Origin of the sequence: Schleiferilactobacillus harbinensis (assembly GCF_008694105.1) — a bacterium.
GTDB lineage: Bacteria > Bacillota > Bacilli > Lactobacillales > Lactobacillaceae > Schleiferilactobacillus > Schleiferilactobacillus harbinensis.
The window spans coordinates 2,977,713-2,993,981 of the sequence record NZ_CP041364.1 but is presented as its reverse complement, the minus strand read 5'-3'; the positions used below and the strand labels follow the sequence as shown (position 1 = coordinate 2,993,981).

The 16,269-nt window shown below is 52.9% G+C and carries 15 protein-coding genes; 8 read left to right on the top strand and 7 right to left on the bottom strand.

Features of this window, described 5'->3' with window-relative positions:
- Window positions 1-18 precede the first annotated feature (18 nt).
- The gene (locus tag FMM01_RS14785; protein ID WP_146994054.1) at window positions 19-2,190 is read right to left on the bottom strand and encodes an ATP-dependent Clp protease ATP-binding subunit; all 2,172 of its coding nucleotides are present in this window, start codon (window positions 2,188-2,190) and stop codon (window positions 19-21) included.
- A gap of 190 nt (window positions 2,191-2,380) precedes the next feature.
- Complete coding sequence (locus FMM01_RS14780) at window positions 2,381-2,626, bottom strand: hypothetical protein (protein ID WP_150393026.1); 246 nt, start codon at window positions 2,624-2,626, stop codon at window positions 2,381-2,383.
- Window positions 2,627-2,780: 154 nt separating this feature from the next.
- On the opposite strand from FMM01_RS14780, the gene FMM01_RS14775 reads away from it, so the two are divergent.
- From FMM01_RS14775 to FMM01_RS14765, 3 genes are all read left to right on the top strand, one after another.
- On the top strand, window positions 2,781-4,037 hold the full coding sequence (locus tag FMM01_RS14775) for an MFS transporter (RefSeq protein WP_150393025.1): 1,257 nt from the start codon (window positions 2,781-2,783) through the stop codon (window positions 4,035-4,037).
- Between the two features lie 119 nt (window positions 4,038-4,156).
- A complete protein-coding gene (locus tag FMM01_RS14770; RefSeq protein ID WP_223849973.1) occupies window positions 4,157-5,548 on the top strand; it encodes an amino acid permease in 1,392 nt (463 codons plus the stop codon).
- A gap of 103 nt (window positions 5,549-5,651) precedes the next feature.
- On the top strand, window positions 5,652-6,152 hold the full coding sequence (locus FMM01_RS14765) for a thiol peroxidase (protein ID WP_027828770.1): 501 nt from the start codon (window positions 5,652-5,654) through the stop codon (window positions 6,150-6,152).
- A gap of 86 nt (window positions 6,153-6,238) precedes the next feature.
- Here FMM01_RS14765 and FMM01_RS14760 read toward each other — a convergent pair whose 3' ends face one another.
- Window positions 6,239-6,739 carry a hypothetical protein gene (locus tag FMM01_RS14760; RefSeq protein WP_150393024.1) on the bottom strand — a complete coding sequence of 167 codons (501 nt, stop codon included), beginning with the start codon at window positions 6,737-6,739 and terminating at the stop codon, window positions 6,239-6,241.
- Between the two features lie 97 nt (window positions 6,740-6,836).
- Complete coding sequence (locus FMM01_RS14755) at window positions 6,837-7,226, bottom strand: hypothetical protein (RefSeq protein ID WP_150393023.1); 390 nt, start codon at window positions 7,224-7,226, stop codon at window positions 6,837-6,839.
- 134 nt (window positions 7,227-7,360) lie between these two features.
- Here FMM01_RS14755 and FMM01_RS14750 point away from each other — a divergent pair, with 134 nt between their 5' ends.
- Window positions 7,361-8,731, top strand: coding sequence for an IS4 family transposase (locus FMM01_RS14750; RefSeq protein WP_150391763.1), 1,371 nt, complete (start codon window positions 7,361-7,363; stop codon window positions 8,729-8,731).
- Window positions 8,732-8,856: 125 nt separating this feature from the next.
- Here FMM01_RS14750 and FMM01_RS16370 read toward each other — a convergent pair whose 3' ends face one another.
- Window positions 8,857-8,997: a hypothetical protein gene (locus tag FMM01_RS16370; RefSeq protein ID WP_190973392.1), complete on the bottom strand. Its 141-nt coding sequence runs from the start codon at window positions 8,995-8,997 to the stop codon at window positions 8,857-8,859.
- Between the two features lie 31 nt (window positions 8,998-9,028).
- Between FMM01_RS16370 and FMM01_RS14745 the strand changes: the two genes are divergently transcribed.
- Complete coding sequence (locus FMM01_RS14745) at window positions 9,029-9,910, top strand: Rgg/GadR/MutR family transcriptional regulator (protein WP_150393022.1); 882 nt, start codon at window positions 9,029-9,031, stop codon at window positions 9,908-9,910.
- A 308-nt stretch (window positions 9,911-10,218) separates the two neighbouring features.
- The gene (gene spxB, locus FMM01_RS14740; RefSeq protein WP_150393021.1) at window positions 10,219-11,973 is read left to right on the top strand and encodes a pyruvate oxidase; all 1,755 of its coding nucleotides are present in this window, start codon (window positions 10,219-10,221) and stop codon (window positions 11,971-11,973) included.
- Between the two features lie 58 nt (window positions 11,974-12,031).
- On the opposite strand, the gene FMM01_RS14735 is transcribed toward spxB, so the two are convergent.
- Both FMM01_RS14735 and FMM01_RS14730 read right to left on the bottom strand, forming a co-directional pair.
- The gene (locus FMM01_RS14735) at window positions 12,032-12,427 is read right to left on the bottom strand and encodes a YxeA family protein (protein WP_027829373.1); all 396 of its coding nucleotides are present in this window, start codon (window positions 12,425-12,427) and stop codon (window positions 12,032-12,034) included.
- Between the two features lie 80 nt (window positions 12,428-12,507).
- Complete coding sequence (locus FMM01_RS14730; RefSeq protein WP_150393020.1) at window positions 12,508-13,362, bottom strand: fructosamine kinase family protein; 855 nt, start codon at window positions 13,360-13,362, stop codon at window positions 12,508-12,510.
- 197 nt (window positions 13,363-13,559) lie between these two features.
- Here FMM01_RS14730 and alsS point away from each other — a divergent pair, with 197 nt between their 5' ends.
- Both alsS and budA read left to right on the top strand, forming a co-directional pair.
- Window positions 13,560-15,239 (top strand): acetolactate synthase AlsS, encoded by a 1,680-nt coding sequence (gene alsS, locus FMM01_RS14725; RefSeq protein ID WP_150393019.1) that lies wholly within the window; start codon window positions 13,560-13,562, stop codon window positions 15,237-15,239.
- Window positions 15,240-15,524: 285 nt separating this feature from the next.
- Complete coding sequence (gene budA, locus FMM01_RS14715) at window positions 15,525-16,238, top strand: acetolactate decarboxylase (RefSeq protein ID WP_027829370.1); 714 nt, start codon at window positions 15,525-15,527, stop codon at window positions 16,236-16,238.
- Window positions 16,239-16,269 lie beyond the last annotated feature (31 nt).

The following is a 16,269-nucleotide window of genomic DNA, read 5'->3' as shown; positions in this document are numbered from 1 at the left end:
CCGTCACCGGCTGAACGATTACTGCTTGGTCACTGCTTCGCCTTTTGCGTCTGGCCGAGCAGCAGCCTTTTCAGTGACTGGCTTGATCACGATGGTATCATTCGCCAGTTCCGCCTCCAGGTGCTTCACGTCTGGATGATCCAGATAATAGTCTGTGACCTTATCCAGAATCTGGGATTCAATAACCCGGCGTAACGGCCGAGCACCCATCGCTTCATCATAACCCTTGGTAATCAACCAATCTTTAGCGTCTGCAGAAACCGTTAAGGTAATCTGCTTGCGGCCCAAGATGCGGCTGACATCAGCGAGCATTAAATCAACGATCTGATGCAAGTCTTTCTTGGTCAAATGACTGAATTCAACGATACCGTCGAACCGGTTCAAAAATTCAGGACGGAAGTAAGGCGCGATCCGGGTCATGATGTCTTCATCTTTCTTCCCGGATTTAGCCAATGCTTCGGTACCAAAGCCGGCATTGGACGTGGCAATGATGATCGTGTTCTTGAAGTTGACCACGTTGCCCTGGCCATCGGTCAGCCGCCCATCATCCAAGACTTGCAGCAGCAACGTGATGACTTGCGGATCGGCCTTTTCAATTTCGTCCAACAGGACAATGGAATATGGATTCCGGCGGACTTGTTCCGTCAGCGTATTGCCGTTGTCTTCGTAGCCGACGTAGCCGGCACTGGTCCCAATCAGCTTAGAAACGGCAGTTCGGTCAGAATATTCACTCATATCCAACCGGATGATGGCGTCCTTGCTGCCGAACATATCCAGCGCCAGCTGCTTAGCCAGTTCCGTCTTGCCGACCCCCGTGGGACCAACGAAGAGGAAGGAGCCAATCGGCCGATTGCCGCTGGCAAAGCCGGAACGGCTGCGGCGAATAGCCCGGGCAACCATATCCACGGCTTCATCCTGGCCAATGATCTTCCCCTTCAACCGGCTGCCTAAGCCCTTCAGGCGTTCGATATCGTTACCGGACATCTGCTGAACAGGGATACCGGTCAACCGCTGCACGGATTCGGCCACATCATTCGGCGTCGCCACAGCCTCGACTTGTTTGCCATCGTTGGCCAGCTGCTTTTGAATCTGGTCCGCCTCGGTCTTAGCCTTGGCCGCCGCCTTGTAGTCCTCTTTCTTCGCGGCGGCATCCTTTTCTTTGTTAATTTCCTTCAATCGTTTCTCCAAAGCCACCTTATCCGTCACCGGATGTTCAGCTGCCAAGTGCGCGGCGGTCATATCGATCAGGTCAATGGCCTTATCGGGCAAAGACCGTTGCGGAATGTACTGCACGGAATAGTTTACCGCCGCCTGCAGGACATCATCCGGCAATTGCACGTGATGGTGCTGTTCGTAGAGCTTGCGGACGCCTTGGAGAATCTTGAAGGTGTCGGCCTTGCTTGGTTCATTCACGGTGACATCGTTGAACCGGCGGGCCAGGGCCGCATCCTTCATGATGGTGTTGCGGTATTCGTCCTGGGTCGTCGCCCCGATGACGGTGACTTCGCCCCGGCTCAGGGCCGGCTTGATGATATCGGCCAAACCCTTGCTGCCGTTATCGTCGCCGCCGACAGAACCAGCGCCGAGAATCTGTTGAATTTCATCAAAGAACAGAATGACGTTGCCCGCGGCCTTGACCTCTTTGATCAGATTCTGAATATTCTGTTCGAAGGAGCCCCGGTACTGGGTACCGGCTTCCAGGTTAGAAATATCAATGGACCAAATCTGCTTGTCCTTGATTGCTTCCGGCACATCGCCTTTGACAATAGCCTGCGCCAAGCCTTCGACGATGGCCGTTTTGCCGACCCCAGCGTCACCAACCAGGATCGGGTTATTCTTCGTCCGCCGACTGAGAATCTCAGCGGTCTCTTGAATTTCCTTATCCCGGCCAATGACCGGATCCAGCAACCCATCCTTGGCTTCTTGGGTCAAATTTCGACCCATCTTTTCCAGGATGCCGCCCTTCTTAACGGCCTTGGTCTGCCCATCATTGACGGGAATACTGCTGCCGTCACCGCTGGGCATTTGCCCAGTCGCCCGGAATTGGGCGAACTGATCCGGGGTCAATTCATGGCCGTTCACCACATACCGGGCGGACTGGCCTTGACCCATTTGATGCATCACTTGATTGAAGAAATCATCCATATCGTTGTGGAAGAAATCATCGTTGTTGTTAAAATCGTCTGCCATAAGACATACCCCCTATAAACCACTTAGACAATATTACTTGCGTTTTCTGTGAACGGTGCTTGCACACCGTGCCGGTGTCTCTCTCACCGAACAATTATAGTATATACCAGTTTTATCACTCTGTTAAGCTAATTGCTAATATTTAGTGCACAAAAAGGCAGGCTGCACTTGGGCAGACTGCCTGAATGGTCTACATATCCTTTAGGTCTTCCATCATTTGGCGGTTCTCGTTATAGTACTTCATTCCCTTTTTCACGAAATCCTCGTGAGCAGTAGACGGAAGCTTGCGATACGTAATTGTCCCCTTCACCGAATCAACTACTTTTTCAAACGTATTTGTACTATCCGCCCCGAGCTGTTTCAATTCAGACTGGGTAACTTCAAGTGAGTACTCACGGCCGTAAGGAACCAACGGCACGACGCTTCTATTATCCATGTTGTGCGGCCTCCATTCCTAATATCTGCTAGTATACGCACTCAGCAACGTTAGAACCATCATTTCGGCTTATAACAAGCAATCTGATTGCCCTCCCGCGCCCCAATTTGGTATACTTTCTGGACATCATTTTGCGTCACGAGGGAGGATCACTATGACCGCACCAACAACTTGGCGTTTTAACTTCTACCGCATGTGGACCGGCCAGTTTCTATCCGGCATCACCAGTGCCATCGTCCAATATGCTCTGCTGTGGTACTTAACCGTCGAAACCAAATCAGCCACCATGATTTCGCTGGCGACGATCATCGGCTTTTTACCGGGCATCTTCATTTCGCCCTTCGTCGGGCCGATCATCGACCGGCATAATAAGAAATGGCTGATGATCGGGACGGATATGCTGACGGCGCTGGCGGCCCTCGTCTTGGCGGTCATTGGCCTGATTGGTCATACCTTCCCCCTGTGGATGGTCTTCTTAGCCATGTTCGTCCGCTCGCTGGCCCAGACGTTTCAATATCCCACGCTGCAATCCATCACCCCGACTTTGGTCCCGAACACGATGCTGACGAAGATCAGCGGCCAAATCGGGGCGTTCCAGTCCGTGCAAATGATTATCGCCCCGGCGGTGGCGGGGGTGCTCTTCGGCATGTTCGACATCAATTACGTGATTCTGCTGGATGTCGTTGGGGCGATTTTCGGGTCCGCGACAATGCTGATCACCCGCTTGCCGGAACGGCTGAAACAGGACGGCCCGGTCCATTTCTGGCAGGACATGCTGACCGGTTGGACCTTGCTGCGCAAAGATAAAGGGATTTTCCAGCTGACCTTAATTGGCGCCCTGTTCACCCTGATTTTCATGCCCGCCGGCGCAGTCTATCCCTTGATGACCACTCAGTATTTCCGGGGGACGGTCGCCATGGCCTCCATCGTGGAAGTTGTCTTCTCCGTCGGCATGATGCTCGGCGGGGCCTGGATCGGTTGGCGCGGCGCGGGTAAAGACCGCGGCCGGGCGCTGTTTGGCTCAATTCTCAGCGTCGCTGTCTGCGGTATTCTGTCCGGCATCCTCAGCCGGGATTTCACCGGTTTCATCCTATTTAATATTTTGAACTTCTTCTTCGGCGTGGGGGTGCCGTTTTTCAATGCACCGTTCATGGCGATGATTCAGGAGCGTTTTGCCCCAGAAATGCTCGGCCGAATCATCGGGCTGACCAGTATGCTCATGAACTTAGCCGGACCATTGGGGCTGGTGGCCGCCGGGCCCGTCGCCGACCGGTTCGGCGTGAACATGCTGTTCATCATCATGGGCGTGGGTGCACTGGTAGTCGGCGCTGGGATGCTGTTGCTGCCGGCAGTACGGACTATTGATCGGCAGCCTCGCCCAGTTCCCGCCGAAGAAGTACCAAAAAGCTAGCCTGTTTCTTCCTTTATCGACATGAATCCTCTTCATCTTACCCTGAGGCAGTTGAACCGCCATATTGTTACAGAAGGGTTACAATAGAAAGGAAGACTTTTGAGAGGGGATTTTTTTGCATGGCACAACAACCAACAACGAATGGCAATGGGGGAATGAAGCGCAGCCTGCGCAACCGCCACGTCCAAATGATTGCCATCGGCGGCACGATCGGCACCGGGCTGTTCCTCGGTTCCGGGACCACCATCCACCGCACCGGCCCCTCAATCATTCTCGTCTACGCTGTCCTGGGCATCTTCTTCTTCCTGATGATGCGGGCGCTGGGCGAGATGCTGTATGAGGATCCGAATCAGCATACATTCGTCTCGTTCATTTCGAAATACGTGGGCGAAGGCGCCGGCTTCTTTGCCGGCTGGAGTTACTGGCTGGGCTTGATTTTCTTAGCCATGGCCGAGCTCACGGCGATTGGCCGGTATATCCAATACTGGTTCCCTACTTGGAACGCCAGTCTGATTCAGCTCGTGTTCCTGGCCATCTTAACCACCATGAATCTGATTGCGGCCCGAGTCTTTGGTGAAACAGAATTTTGGTTCGCGATGATTAAAATTATCGCTATTCTGGCTCTGATTTTTACTGGTATCATCATGATCTTTACTGGCTTCAAGACTCCCAGCGGCAGTGTCGCTAGTTTCGGCAATATTTTGGACCACTTCCAGTTCTTCCCCAATGGCGTCTGGAAGTTCCTCGGTGCCTTCCCGATGGTCTTCTTTGCCTTCCAGGGCATTGAGTTCGTCAGCATCACCATTGGCGAAACGGCTAACCCCCGGGAAGTTCTGCCTAAGGCCATCAACCAAACGATTTATCGGATCCTGATCTTCTATATCGGCGCGATGATCATCATCATGTCCATTAACCCTTGGCGGGAAATCAATCCCCAGCAAAGTCCGTTCGTGCAGGTCTTTGCCCTAGCCGGACTGAAGGGTGCCGCCGGGGTCATCAACTTCGTCGTGCTGACATCGGCCGCATCAGCTTTGAACTCCGCAATTTTCTCCGCTGGCCGCCATTTGTACCAGATCGGTACCGAGGGGCATTCCAAGGAAGATTCAAAGGTGACTGAAATCTCCAGCAGCGGCGTCCCCGCCCGGGCGATTTTCACCTCGTCCATCGTGATGCTCTTGGCACCCGCCTTGGCAATGATTCCGCAGATCAAGGATGCCTTCGAGTTCATCACCAGTTCGTCCAGTGATTTGTACATCCTGGTCTATGCTCTGGCCATGGTGGCCCATTATCGCTACCGCCATTCCGCCGACTATATGCCCGATGGCTTCAAGATGCCCGGGTTCCCGTTCACGAACATCATCACGATCATCTTCTTCGTCTTCATCTTCTTCACCCTGTTCATCAACGCCGACGCAATCATCCCAGCGGTGGGCGCGATTATTTGGACGATTGTCTTCGGCACCGTCAGTTATTTAAAGTTCCGCAAGCAAGCGGCTGAGCCGGGTGAATAGCCGGTTATCAGCGTTTGTCAACCAGCTAAGGTCTAGACCCCTTCCTTTTATTTTTAAACGTGTTACAATCAGCGTTAGCTAAATTTGAAAGGGGCTACGATTCATGCAAGTTACACGTAATGGGGCACCGGTCGCTGTTCTGGGCGAACCGATTCGGCGCGGGGCAACGCTGCCGAAGTTCACCATGACAGATGCCCACGGCGCGTACTTCACCACCGCGATGATGATTGGCCGGCCGGCTTTGATCAGTGTCGTTCCGGACATCAATACCCGGGTGTGCAGCATCTCCACCAAGAAGTTCAATCAAGAAGTTGACCAGTTCCCGGGCATCAATTTCTACACCGTTTCGACGAACCCCGTCGCTGAGCAGCAAAACTGGTGCGCGGCTGAGGGCGTCAAACGGATGCAGTTGTTGTCCGATTCCGAAGGGTCCTTTGGCCGGGCCATGAACCTGCTCGTACCGGACAGCAATGTTCTGGTCCGTTCTATCTTTATCATCGACGCCAACGGCAAGATTCGTTACGAAGAAATCGTTGACGAACAAACTCGCGAACCCGACTACGACGCAGCGCTCTCCTTCCTGGAGACGCATTTCCACGACTAACGCCAATTACTCATAATGCAAAAAAAAGAGACCGTGTTGCCTGTATTGGCAATGCGGTCTCTACTCGTCTGTATGGGTGTCCAACATTACTTACTATCATCCTTTCGCAGCAGCCAGAACGTGCCATCCTGGGACTTAAAGCTAGTATCGCCGCGATCCGTCAGCTTCAAAGTCAGCTTGGGCGTTGTGACCGTCCATTGCTTGCCGGAACGGGTAAACTCCGCCCGACCCAAATCAACTTTTTGACCGACCTTGACCTTCGCGATGTCGTTGATGTCGGTACTACCGACCAACATCTTGAAAACCGTCTTCGTCATGGGTTTCAGTTCAGTCTTCTTCCCACTTGTCGGCGAGTTGCCTAGAAATACGGCAGTACTTGCTTGAGTGGGCAGTAGATAAGCGTGACCGTTGGCAAAGCTGATGGTCATATCCACAAAGAGATAGTTCGGGACATAGGTTTCCAGCACGCGCCCGGCAAAGGTCTTCGGTACCGCAGTCTTACTGGTGTAATACCGATACCCCAAGATCCCGCCGATTGCGGCAACGACAACGACCAACAACGTGATCCAGATGCCCTTCTTTTTCATGATAGGCAACCTCCTTCTTGATGGCCTCATTATATACCATGTGGGATTGGGTGCGGTAACAAAGTGACTTCTAACAACCCTTATTGCGAGTTATTTGTTACTTATTCAATTCAATCCGATAAGGCGGGATTGCGGAACCACCCCGTACGTTCCGCACCGTTCCAGAATACGTCGATACCCAGCGATCAGTGCCATTTTGAAAGTTATGCTCAAAACTGCTGTGATCCCGCTGCAGGTAGCCGGTATACATACCGTCTGAGTAGTAGACTTCCATCGGCGTGTCAATCCAGAAGTACGTCGCACTGGTGCTGCCATAGCGAACAACACCGCCGACATACTTGGTCATTGGCGCATTATTGTCAATGTATCCCTGTGTTGTTACGCTATGGTCTGGCACCGTTGCGGCAAAAGCTTCGGTCGCACCCAAAACCAGGCTGCCAAGAATTACGCCGACAATCGTTAGTGTACGCCATGCTTTCATTTTCATTACTGAAACTTGAAAGCTGGAAATCACGTTAAACATGCGTGGTTCCTGGCTTTTTTGGCACAAAAATAAGCGCAGACTCTCCTGCGTTGTATACTTGATTCGACCAAAAATCTGATACAGAGGAGAGACGCGCCATGAATATTATAGAACATACACGGACTGAATTGGGACTTAAGAACATCATTCTTCGTTTTTCGTCACTCGTGGGCTTGAGCAAGCTGACAAAAAAGGCGAATTTTAGAAGACGCTCATCAATTTCACTGACCAAGGTGCTGGCATGGCTGATCCAAACCAAGTTTTTGGGCCGTTCCCTTTACCGAGCGATGCCCGATCCGGATTGTACGATTCGGACGGTCCGTAATGATCTGAACGATGGCCGTATCAATTGGCAACGACTGACTTGTCTGGTTGGGGCCGCGATTATTAAACATCTACGACCATACATTGATGCCCGCCGACGATTCGCGTTTATTCTGGATGATACCCTTTTTGCACGGGATTATTCCACCAAGACAGAACTGCTTGCCCGTGTGTTTAACCACGACGATCATGTCTATCAACGCGGATTCCGGGCACTCACTTTGGCTTGGAGCGATGGTAACACCCTGTTACCAGTGGATTATGCGCTGATGTCCTCTAAGAGTGCTGCCCAGCGACTGGGGAGCCCAGCTAAAACTACCAGTGGCCGGTCAATTGCTGGTCAACGCCGTGTTCAAGCCCAAGGCAAAATGAATGACGTCTCGGTAGAACTGCTAACGCAGGCTCTGGCAAATCATATTCCGGCTCACTACGTACTTTTCGACAGTTGGTTCAGTTCACCGCGGATGTTCTATACCTTGAAAACAATGGGGTTAGCCGGTATCGGGATGATCAAGCGCACGAAGAAGATCTACTACCGCTATCGTGGCCGACTTTACTCCGTCAAGGATCTCTACGAACGGTTCTGCGCTTCACGCCGGCAAACGCACACCAATTATCAGTACAGCCCCATCGTCACAGCTTATGTGAACTTGGATGATGGGACGCAAGTAGCGTACCCACTGAAGCTGGTATTTGTGACTAACCGGAAGAATGCCAGTAGTTATCTGGTATTAGCTACGACCCAAACTAATTTGCGTCCTGAAGAAATTATCCAGATGTACGGTCGTCGGTGGCAGATTGAAGGCTATTTCAAAGTAGCCAAGCAGTATCTACGTTTGGACAAGTCCCAGGTTCAAAGCTATGACGGTCTTTGCGGTCATTTGGCCGTCGTGATGATGACGTATGACCTGTTGGCGTGGCAACAGCGGTTAAACGAGGATGAACGCACACTTGGCGATCTGTTTTACGAGATGAATGAAGTCATGCCAGACATTGCAGTAACGCAAGCACTGGCATGGCTTCTGAAGGCACTATCCACACTGGGAGCCACTTTAGTGGGCACGGCAGAGGAAGTAATAAATAACATCGTTGACCATTTTGTCAGTTTTCTTCCGAAGAATCTTGTCAACCTATTGGGAATCTGACAAAAACAAGATCATTCCCGCCGCCATCTCACAATTACCAAGGCATCAGTGCACTTTCGGGCTTTCAAGTTTCAGTTCATTACCTTCCTTGTTTTCCCCTTCTTTGTTGACGATACTCTGCTCCATCATTTTTCTTCTGCATTTACCACTACTTGAACCGGCGGAACGTGATTTCTTCCGGAACCCGGTTGTGGATCAATTGGTAATGGGAAAAGCACACCACCAAGGAGTATAATCAAAACAAGGCTTCGAATTAGTTTATCCATAGTTGCCAGTCCCTCCCAAGGAGCGTCCCATATGAACGAGTTGATAACTTCAGGGCATGCATTCCAAATTTTACGTGCCAAAGATCGCAAGATAACTGTCGCTCAAGCCTGTGCAGGAATCATGAGTGAATCTTCTTTGCGTCGATTTGAACAGGGCAAGACCTCTCCCTATCTCGTCACTATCTTGCCACTTCTTGATCGAGTGCGTATCTCGCCATCGGAATTTTTCACCAAAGAAAGTAATTTTCAGCCTAGCAATGTTGCTTCTTTCTACGACGCAGTTTCTCAGGCATACAACCGTAGAGACGTCATCACACTGAATCGACTGTTATCCAAGATTCAGGAAACTCATACAACCGAGCCAATTGGCCTACCGTTCAATCGTTTAGATCAAATTACCGTTCGCTCTGCCATTGGCATGATACAGTCAACACCACTTTCGGAAGCAGATTCTTCGTTTGCTGTCACGTATCTAAAGTCGCAACGTAATTGGTTTTTTTACGATTTGAATATGCTGCGCTACATCCCATTATTCCTCACCAAGACGGATCTCGTTTGGTTATCACAGAACATTTTCAGTCGTGCATCTACATATATCACTGTACTGAATAACGCTGATTTGGTAACCAACATCGTCTTGAATGTGGCAACAGCACTCATTGCTTCAGCTCGTGAATATGACGAAGCGGAAGATCTCTTGGCACGCTCCCACCGGAATAATGTCTTGCAAGATAAGCTTGAGTTTTCTGCACATCGCAAGGTGCTGGAAGCCGCTCTAGTATTTCATCAAGGTGATCCAACAACTGCAAACAAAATGCATGCACAGATTCTTGATGCCCTGGAAGTTCTCAGTGCCGGATGGAATATCCAGCAGGTCGAAACCATGTGGCCATTTTTGACGAAAACAAATTGATTTCTCGCATCTATCATTCTTCCCATTTGCAAATTCAGAATAACATGGATGTTTTCACTTTGGAACCGTTTCCGCGCAAATGCGTGAGCAACAATTTTGTTGTTTGGTAAAACATACTATACGTACGAATTTCCCACTTCGTTCAATTATTTCAACGTGCATTCATGTGTGCGGTTAGACCAAACCTTTTGTTTAGTCGAACCGCATTTTTAATTCTACGTTGCTAGCCCCGCCGCCAAGCATATTTCTTGTACTACCGCCAATTGCGACTATGATAAGCCCCAGAAATGAGTAAGGGGGTATCAACGATGGCTGATACGATTAATGCAGGGATCGCGGTATTGCGGACCTTGGAGAGCTGGCATGTGGACCATATCTACGGCATTCCCGGCGGGACATTCAACAATATGATGTACGCCCTGGATGCGGAAAAGGAACGGATCCGCTATATTCATGTGCGTCACGAAGAGGTTGGCGCGCTGGCGGCGGTGGCTGATGGCAAGCTGACTGGGCATATCGGTGTGGCCTTTGGCTCTGCCGGGCCGGGGGCGACGCATCTGTTCCAAGGTGCTTACGATGCCAAGATGGATAAGGTACCGACGCTATTCCTGGTGGGCCAGGTGGAGCAACGATTTATGAACTTTGATTTCTTCCAGGAACTCAATGAGGATCCGCTGTTCCAAGACGCGGCCGTGTATGCCCGGACGGTGACCACGGCAGCGGGGCTGCCCCATATCGTGGACGAAGCGATTCGCCGGGCTTTCGCGGCCCATGGGCCGGCGGTCGTGGTGATTCCTAACGATCTGCCGGGGGAAGAGATTCCTGCCAACGGCTATTACAGCGCCGCGGCAAACTTTGCCCGGCCGGAACTGGCCGCCGGCAGCGATGAGCAGGTGGACGCGGCCTTAGCCCTGATCCAAGCGGCGAAGAAGCCGGTCATGTACGTGGGCCAAGGGACCATCGGTGCGGCAAGCACCGTTGAGGCGGTATCAGAAAAACTGCAATTGCCGGTGATCACCACCGCCCTGGGCAAGGAGATCATTCCTTATGAATTCCCAGCGCTGCTGGGATCAGCGGCCCGGGTGGCGTCAAAACCGGCGAATGAAGCGTTGCGGGAAGCCGACTTGATCATGTTTGTCGGGTCCAATTACCCCTTCGCCGAAGTGATGTTCAATCCGGCGGCCAAGTTCATTCAGATCGACAGCGACCCGAAGATGCTGGGCAAACGGCACCACGCCGATGTCGCCATTTTGGCCGACGCTAAGCAGACCTTGCAGAAACTGCTGGACCGCAGTACCGCCACGGCTCCCACTGGCTGGTACGCGGCAAACAAGGATAATGTCGCCAATTGGCATCAATACAACGATCACATGATGAACCGCACCGAAGGCCGGCTGCGCTTTGAACCGGCCTTCAAGCAGATCAATCGAATTGCCAAGGACGACGCTATTTTCTCCATCGATGTCGGTGATGTCACCCAGAATTCGGTACGCCTGTTGAAAGTGAACGGCAAGCAGCCGTGGATCACCTCCGGGCTGTTCGCCACCATGGGCGTGGGTCTGCCGGGGGCCATTGCTGCCCAGCTCAGCTATCCGGACCGGCAGGTCTTCAACCTGGCCGGGGACGGGGCGGCTGCCATGGTCATGCAGGACTTGAACACCGAAGTCCGCTACCGCTTGCCGATCATCAACGTCGTCTTTTCGAATAATGCCCTGGGGTATATCGAGGACGAACAGGAAGACGACGGCCGGGAATGGTTCGGGATTGATATGCCGGGCCTGAATTTCGCCGAAATTGCTGACGGCCAAGGGATGACCGGGATCACTGTGACGAAGGTTGAGGACCTGGTACCGGCCTTTGACCGGGCTTTGGCGGTGACGGCCAGTGGCGAACCGGTGCTGATCGACGTCAAGATCACCAACGAGCGGCCGATCCCCGTTGAGCATTTGCAGCTTGATCCGGCCCGCTTCGACGCAGCGACGATCGCGGCGTTCAAGAAGCGTTACTACGGTGAGGATCTGATCCCGCTCAGTGCCTTTGAAGCGAAACACCCAAACGCTTAACCTAAAAAAACGATTCAATTCAGCACTGGCAGCAGCGCCTGAATTGGATCGTTTTTCGTTACTTCAGTTTGACCTGAGCTGCGGATGGAATGTTGCGCCAGGCGACTTCTGCCCATTGGCGTACATTCTGCCCCTTAGTCGTGATTGCCAAATAATGATTCGGCTTAATTTTCTTGCCAAACGCCGTGTAGCGAATCGTCCGGGCTTGGCCTTGAGCATTATAGCTGACTGTGTCATAGGCATAGTCCATACTATTACCGGTACTGTCTTTGTATCGCTGGGCATACCGGCTCGTCGTCTGCACATAAACCGTCTCCTGGGTGACAAACGGGTTTAACAGATCGATCACCTGCGCCGTCGTACTGGTTTGATCCTTTGTCCAAAATTTCAAACCAAAGCCGACCCCGGCCACCAGCAGCACGAAAACCCCAATCCCAATTAAAACCTTGCGCATGGATACCGCCCCTTTCTTCCCTTCTATCATAGGCAAGAAAGCGTGCGCCTCCGCGAACAAGTTTGTAAGTCAATCTCCGCCTAACGACTGATGGCGGCCAATACCCCAGCTACACTGCCGGCATACATGGCGCCAAACTTGTTTAAATGGACCATTAAATAATACAGCCGATAGACCTGGATCCGCTCTTCATACCCGGACGCCAGCGGGTAAGTCGCCTGGTAGCCTTGGTAAAAGCGCTCGTTGAAGCCGCCAAAGACTGTGGTCACGCCGATATCCAGCTCCCGGTCGCCAAACAGCGCCAAGGGGTCGATCAGCACCGGCTGGCCCTGGGCGTCAAACATGTAGTTGCCGCCCCACAAATCGCCGTGGAGCAGGGACGGGGCCGGTGGATTTTTTTCAAATTCATCCCGCAGCCGGGCACACAACCGGTCAAAGGGCGTTTGCCAGGCCGTATCCCACAGCCCTTTCTTCTTAATGGCGGTCGCTAACCCCACTAAGCGGCGATCCACGAACAGCTCGGCCCAGCTCTTCGTCCAAGCATTGCTGAAGGCGATCGCGGTACCTTTGTACGGATAATCAAAGCCGTATTCTCCATTGGGACTCTGGAATTGATGGAGCTTGGCCACCATTTGGCCCAACGCGTACTGGTCGCCGCTGCCGCTGGCAACATAGCTGAGGATCAAATAAGCATCCCCGTTGATCTGGTCGTTGGCGATCACCCGCGGGGCGTTGATGCCGGCCTGCGCAAACAGCTTCAGGCCAGCAATTTCGCCGGCGTAGAAATCCTTGGTCTGACCAGGCTGCACCAGTAAGAAAACTGTCCCCTGGGAGGTGGTCAGCCGAAACGCGGCATTCACATCGCCGCCGCCCACTGGGATAGCTTCTGTGACGGTTACGGGCAGCTGGGCCAGCCAGTTTTGAGTTAATTGCATGTAATCGGCTCCTTTCTGCAAAGCACTGTTCAAGCTTAGTGTACCATGCCGCTGGCATTCACCGTTTGTATAACAGTTGCTAGTGCTGTTTTGCACGTAATATAAGCATTTTTAGCCCTTGACGAATACAGTTTGAAGCGTAAAATGATACACATTCACCAACCTGTGTATCACCTATAAGAAAGAGGGATTCTTCAGTGTCTGATACGTCTTACCGCGGCGCCGACGCCATCGTCGACAGCCTGATCAACCATGATGTCCAATACGTATTCGGTTTGCCCGGCGCCAAAGTGGACCGGGTCTTCGAAGTCCTGGCCCACAGCGATCTGCCTAAGAAACCGCAGCTGATCGTGACCCGCCACGAACAAAACGCGGCCTTCATCGCCGCTGGTATCGGCCGGATCACCGGCAAGCCTGGCGTCGTGTTAACGACCTCCGGCCCAGGGGCCAGCAACCTGGCCACTGGCTTAGTCACGGCTACCGCTGAGGGCGACCCGGTGCTGGCCATTTCTGGCCAAGTGCCCCGGGCTGACCTGCTCCGGCTGACCCACCAAAGTATCCGTTCCGCCGCTTTGATGGAACCGATCACGAAGTATTCCGTGGAAGTGCAAGAACCGGAAAACATTTCTGAAGTACTGGCCAATGCTTATCAGGCTGCGGAATCCTCCAAGCAGGGCGCCAGTTTCGTCAGTGTCCCCATGGATGTCGTCAATGCCCCCGTCAAGAGCAAGGTGATCAAGCCCTTGATCCCGCCCACGCTGGGGCCGGCCTCCCCGGCTGAAACCACCCTGCTGGCCCAAGAGATCAAAGCAGCCAAGCTGCCCGTCTTACTTCTGGGCATGCGGGCATCGTCGCCGGAAGTGACTGCGGCCATCCGCAATATTCTGGCCGTTTCTGACCTGCCCGTCGTGGAAACCTTCCAGGGCGCTGGCATTATTTCCCACGACTTGGAGAAGAACTTCTTCGGCCGCGTCGGTCTTTTCCGCAACCAGCCCGGCGATATGCTGCTGAAGCACGCCGATCTGGTAATCACCATCGGGTACGATCCGATCGAATACGAACCCCGGAACTGGAACGCTGAGAGCGACGCCCGGATCATCGCCATTGATGATTCCGCCGCCCAAATCGACCACAATTTCCAGCCGGAGAAGGAATTGGTTGGCGATATCGCCCAGACACTGGATTTCTTGCTGCCGTATCTGCGCGGGTACCAAGTCGCCGACAGTTCGAAGACGTACTTAGCTGAATTGCAAGACAAACTGCAATCCAGAGACGTGCCGCCGGCCGCGAAGCCTGGTCAAAAAATGTCCCACCCGCTGGCCATCGTTCAAGCCTTGCAGCAGCATGTCACCGATGATATGACCGTCACCGTCGATGTGGGCTCCCACTACATCTGGATGGCCCGCCACTTCCGCAGTTACGAACCCCGCCATCTGCTGTTCTCCAACGGCATGCAGACACTGGGTGTGGCCCTGCCCTGGGCGATCGCGGCGTCGCTGGTACGGCCGGATACCCAGATTGTTTCCGTCGCCGGGGACGGCGGCTTCCTCTTCTCTGGTCAAGAATTGGAAACAGCAGTCCGCTTGGGGGCCAACATCGTCCAATTGATTTGGAACGACGGCGGCCACTACGACATGGTCAAATTCCAGGAAGAACTGAAATACGGCCAAGCTGCCGGTACGGATTTTGGGCCGGTTGATTTCGTCCAATACGCCGAGAGCTTCGGCGCTACCGGCCTGCGGGTGAATAAACCCGAAGAGCTGGATGATGTTCTGACCAAGGCGTTCCACACGAAAGGCGTAGTCCTCGTGGACATCCCGGTGGATTACAGCGATAATAAGGCATTGGGTGAATCTCTGTTACCGGACCAACTGTAATTGTGATTTAGGAGATTGTGACAAAGCTTCTTTCTCCGTACGCCGTGCCAATGCTCCGCAACCTCCGGCAAAATTGGGCTGGAACGTGGTGACGGCGCTTTGAGCCCGCAAAAATCGCGGTCTCAAAGTCGCCTAACCACATCAGCGGCAAAGCCGCTGCGTGGTTTCCACCACTGAGCCCATTTTGCCTCCGGTTGCTACGCATTGGCACTCGGTATACACGAGACTCAAGCTTGCCTCAATCTCTTTTTAATGCCCGTCGATTTTGGAAAGGATGGCTGAATAATGGCAAAAGAAGATGTATTGTATCAACACGGTACCCTGGCGCTGCTGGTGCCGGGCTTGTACGACGGCACCATGAGTGTCGCCGATCTCTTGACCCACGGAGATACCGGTATCGGTACGGCCGATGGCTTAGATGGGGAAATGGTGATCTTAGAAGGCAAAGCGTATCAAATTTCCGGCGCCGGCACCGTCCGGGAAATGGCTCCGGATGAGCTGACCCCCTTCGCCAACGTACATTTCGACGACCCGACCAATGATTATGACCGGGAAAATATGACCAGTGAGGCGCTGGAACAGGAAATCTTCAAGGCCCACACCTTCGCTAATCAATTCTTCGCGTTCAAGATCCACGGCACTTTCGGCCACGTCCAGACCCGGGCGATCGATAAGCAAAAGAAGCCCTACCCGCCCCTGGCCGAGGCGGCGAAGAGCCAGCACGTTTTTGAAAAGGACAACGTCACCGGCACCCTGATCGGCTATTATTCTCCAGATCTGTACCAAGGAACGACCAGCGCCGGTTTCCACGTGCACTTTCTGGACGACGACCGCACCTTCGGCGGCCACATTCTGGCCTATAATTTGACCAGCGGTAAGGTCTCCTTGCAGACATTCTCGGACTTCAACCTGCATCTGCCGGTGCACGACTCCCACTTTGTGCAAGCCGACCTCAACGATCCCGAACTGGACAGCCAAATCAAAGCAGCTGAACACTGATTTTCTGAAAACATCGCCACTGGGCGGTGTT

Excerpts from the sequence above, each read along its gene's own strand:
- spxB (WP_150393021.1), top strand. The coding sequence starts at position 10,219 with ATGGCTGATACGATTAATGCAGGGATCGCGGTATTGCGGACCTTGGAG.
- budA (WP_027829370.1), top strand. The coding sequence starts at position 15,525 with ATGGCAAAAGAAGATGTATTGTATCAACACGGTACCCTGGCGCTGCTG.
- FMM01_RS14775 (WP_150393025.1), top strand. The coding sequence starts at position 2,781 with ATGACCGCACCAACAACTTGGCGTTTTAACTTCTACCGCATGTGGACC.
- FMM01_RS14785 (WP_146994054.1), bottom strand. The coding sequence starts at position 2,190 with ATGGCAGACGATTTTAACAACAACGATGATTTCTTCCACAACGATATG.
- FMM01_RS14750 (WP_150391763.1), top strand. The coding sequence starts at position 7,361 with ATGAATATTATAGAACATACACGGACTGAATTGGGACTTAAGAACATC.
- FMM01_RS14765 (WP_027828770.1), top strand. The coding sequence starts at position 5,652 with ATGCAAGTTACACGTAATGGGGCACCGGTCGCTGTTCTGGGCGAACCG.
- FMM01_RS14735 (WP_027829373.1), bottom strand. The coding sequence starts at position 12,427 with ATGCGCAAGGTTTTAATTGGGATTGGGGTTTTCGTGCTGCTGGTGGCC.
- FMM01_RS14760 (WP_150393024.1), bottom strand. The coding sequence starts at position 6,739 with ATGAAAAAGAAGGGCATCTGGATCACGTTGTTGGTCGTTGTCGTTGCC.
- FMM01_RS14755 (WP_150393023.1), bottom strand. The coding sequence starts at position 7,226 with ATGAAAATGAAAGCATGGCGTACACTAACGATTGTCGGCGTAATTCTT.
- FMM01_RS14730 (WP_150393020.1), bottom strand. The coding sequence starts at position 13,362 with ATGCAATTAACTCAAAACTGGCTGGCCCAGCTGCCCGTAACCGTCACA.
- FMM01_RS14770 (WP_223849973.1), top strand. The coding sequence starts at position 4,157 with ATGGCACAACAACCAACAACGAATGGCAATGGGGGAATGAAGCGCAGC.
- FMM01_RS14780 (WP_150393026.1), bottom strand. The coding sequence starts at position 2,626 with ATGGATAATAGAAGCGTCGTGCCGTTGGTTCCTTACGGCCGTGAGTAC.
- FMM01_RS16370 (WP_190973392.1), bottom strand. The coding sequence starts at position 8,997 with ATGGATAAACTAATTCGAAGCCTTGTTTTGATTATACTCCTTGGTGGT.
- FMM01_RS14745 (WP_150393022.1), top strand. The coding sequence starts at position 9,029 with ATGAACGAGTTGATAACTTCAGGGCATGCATTCCAAATTTTACGTGCC.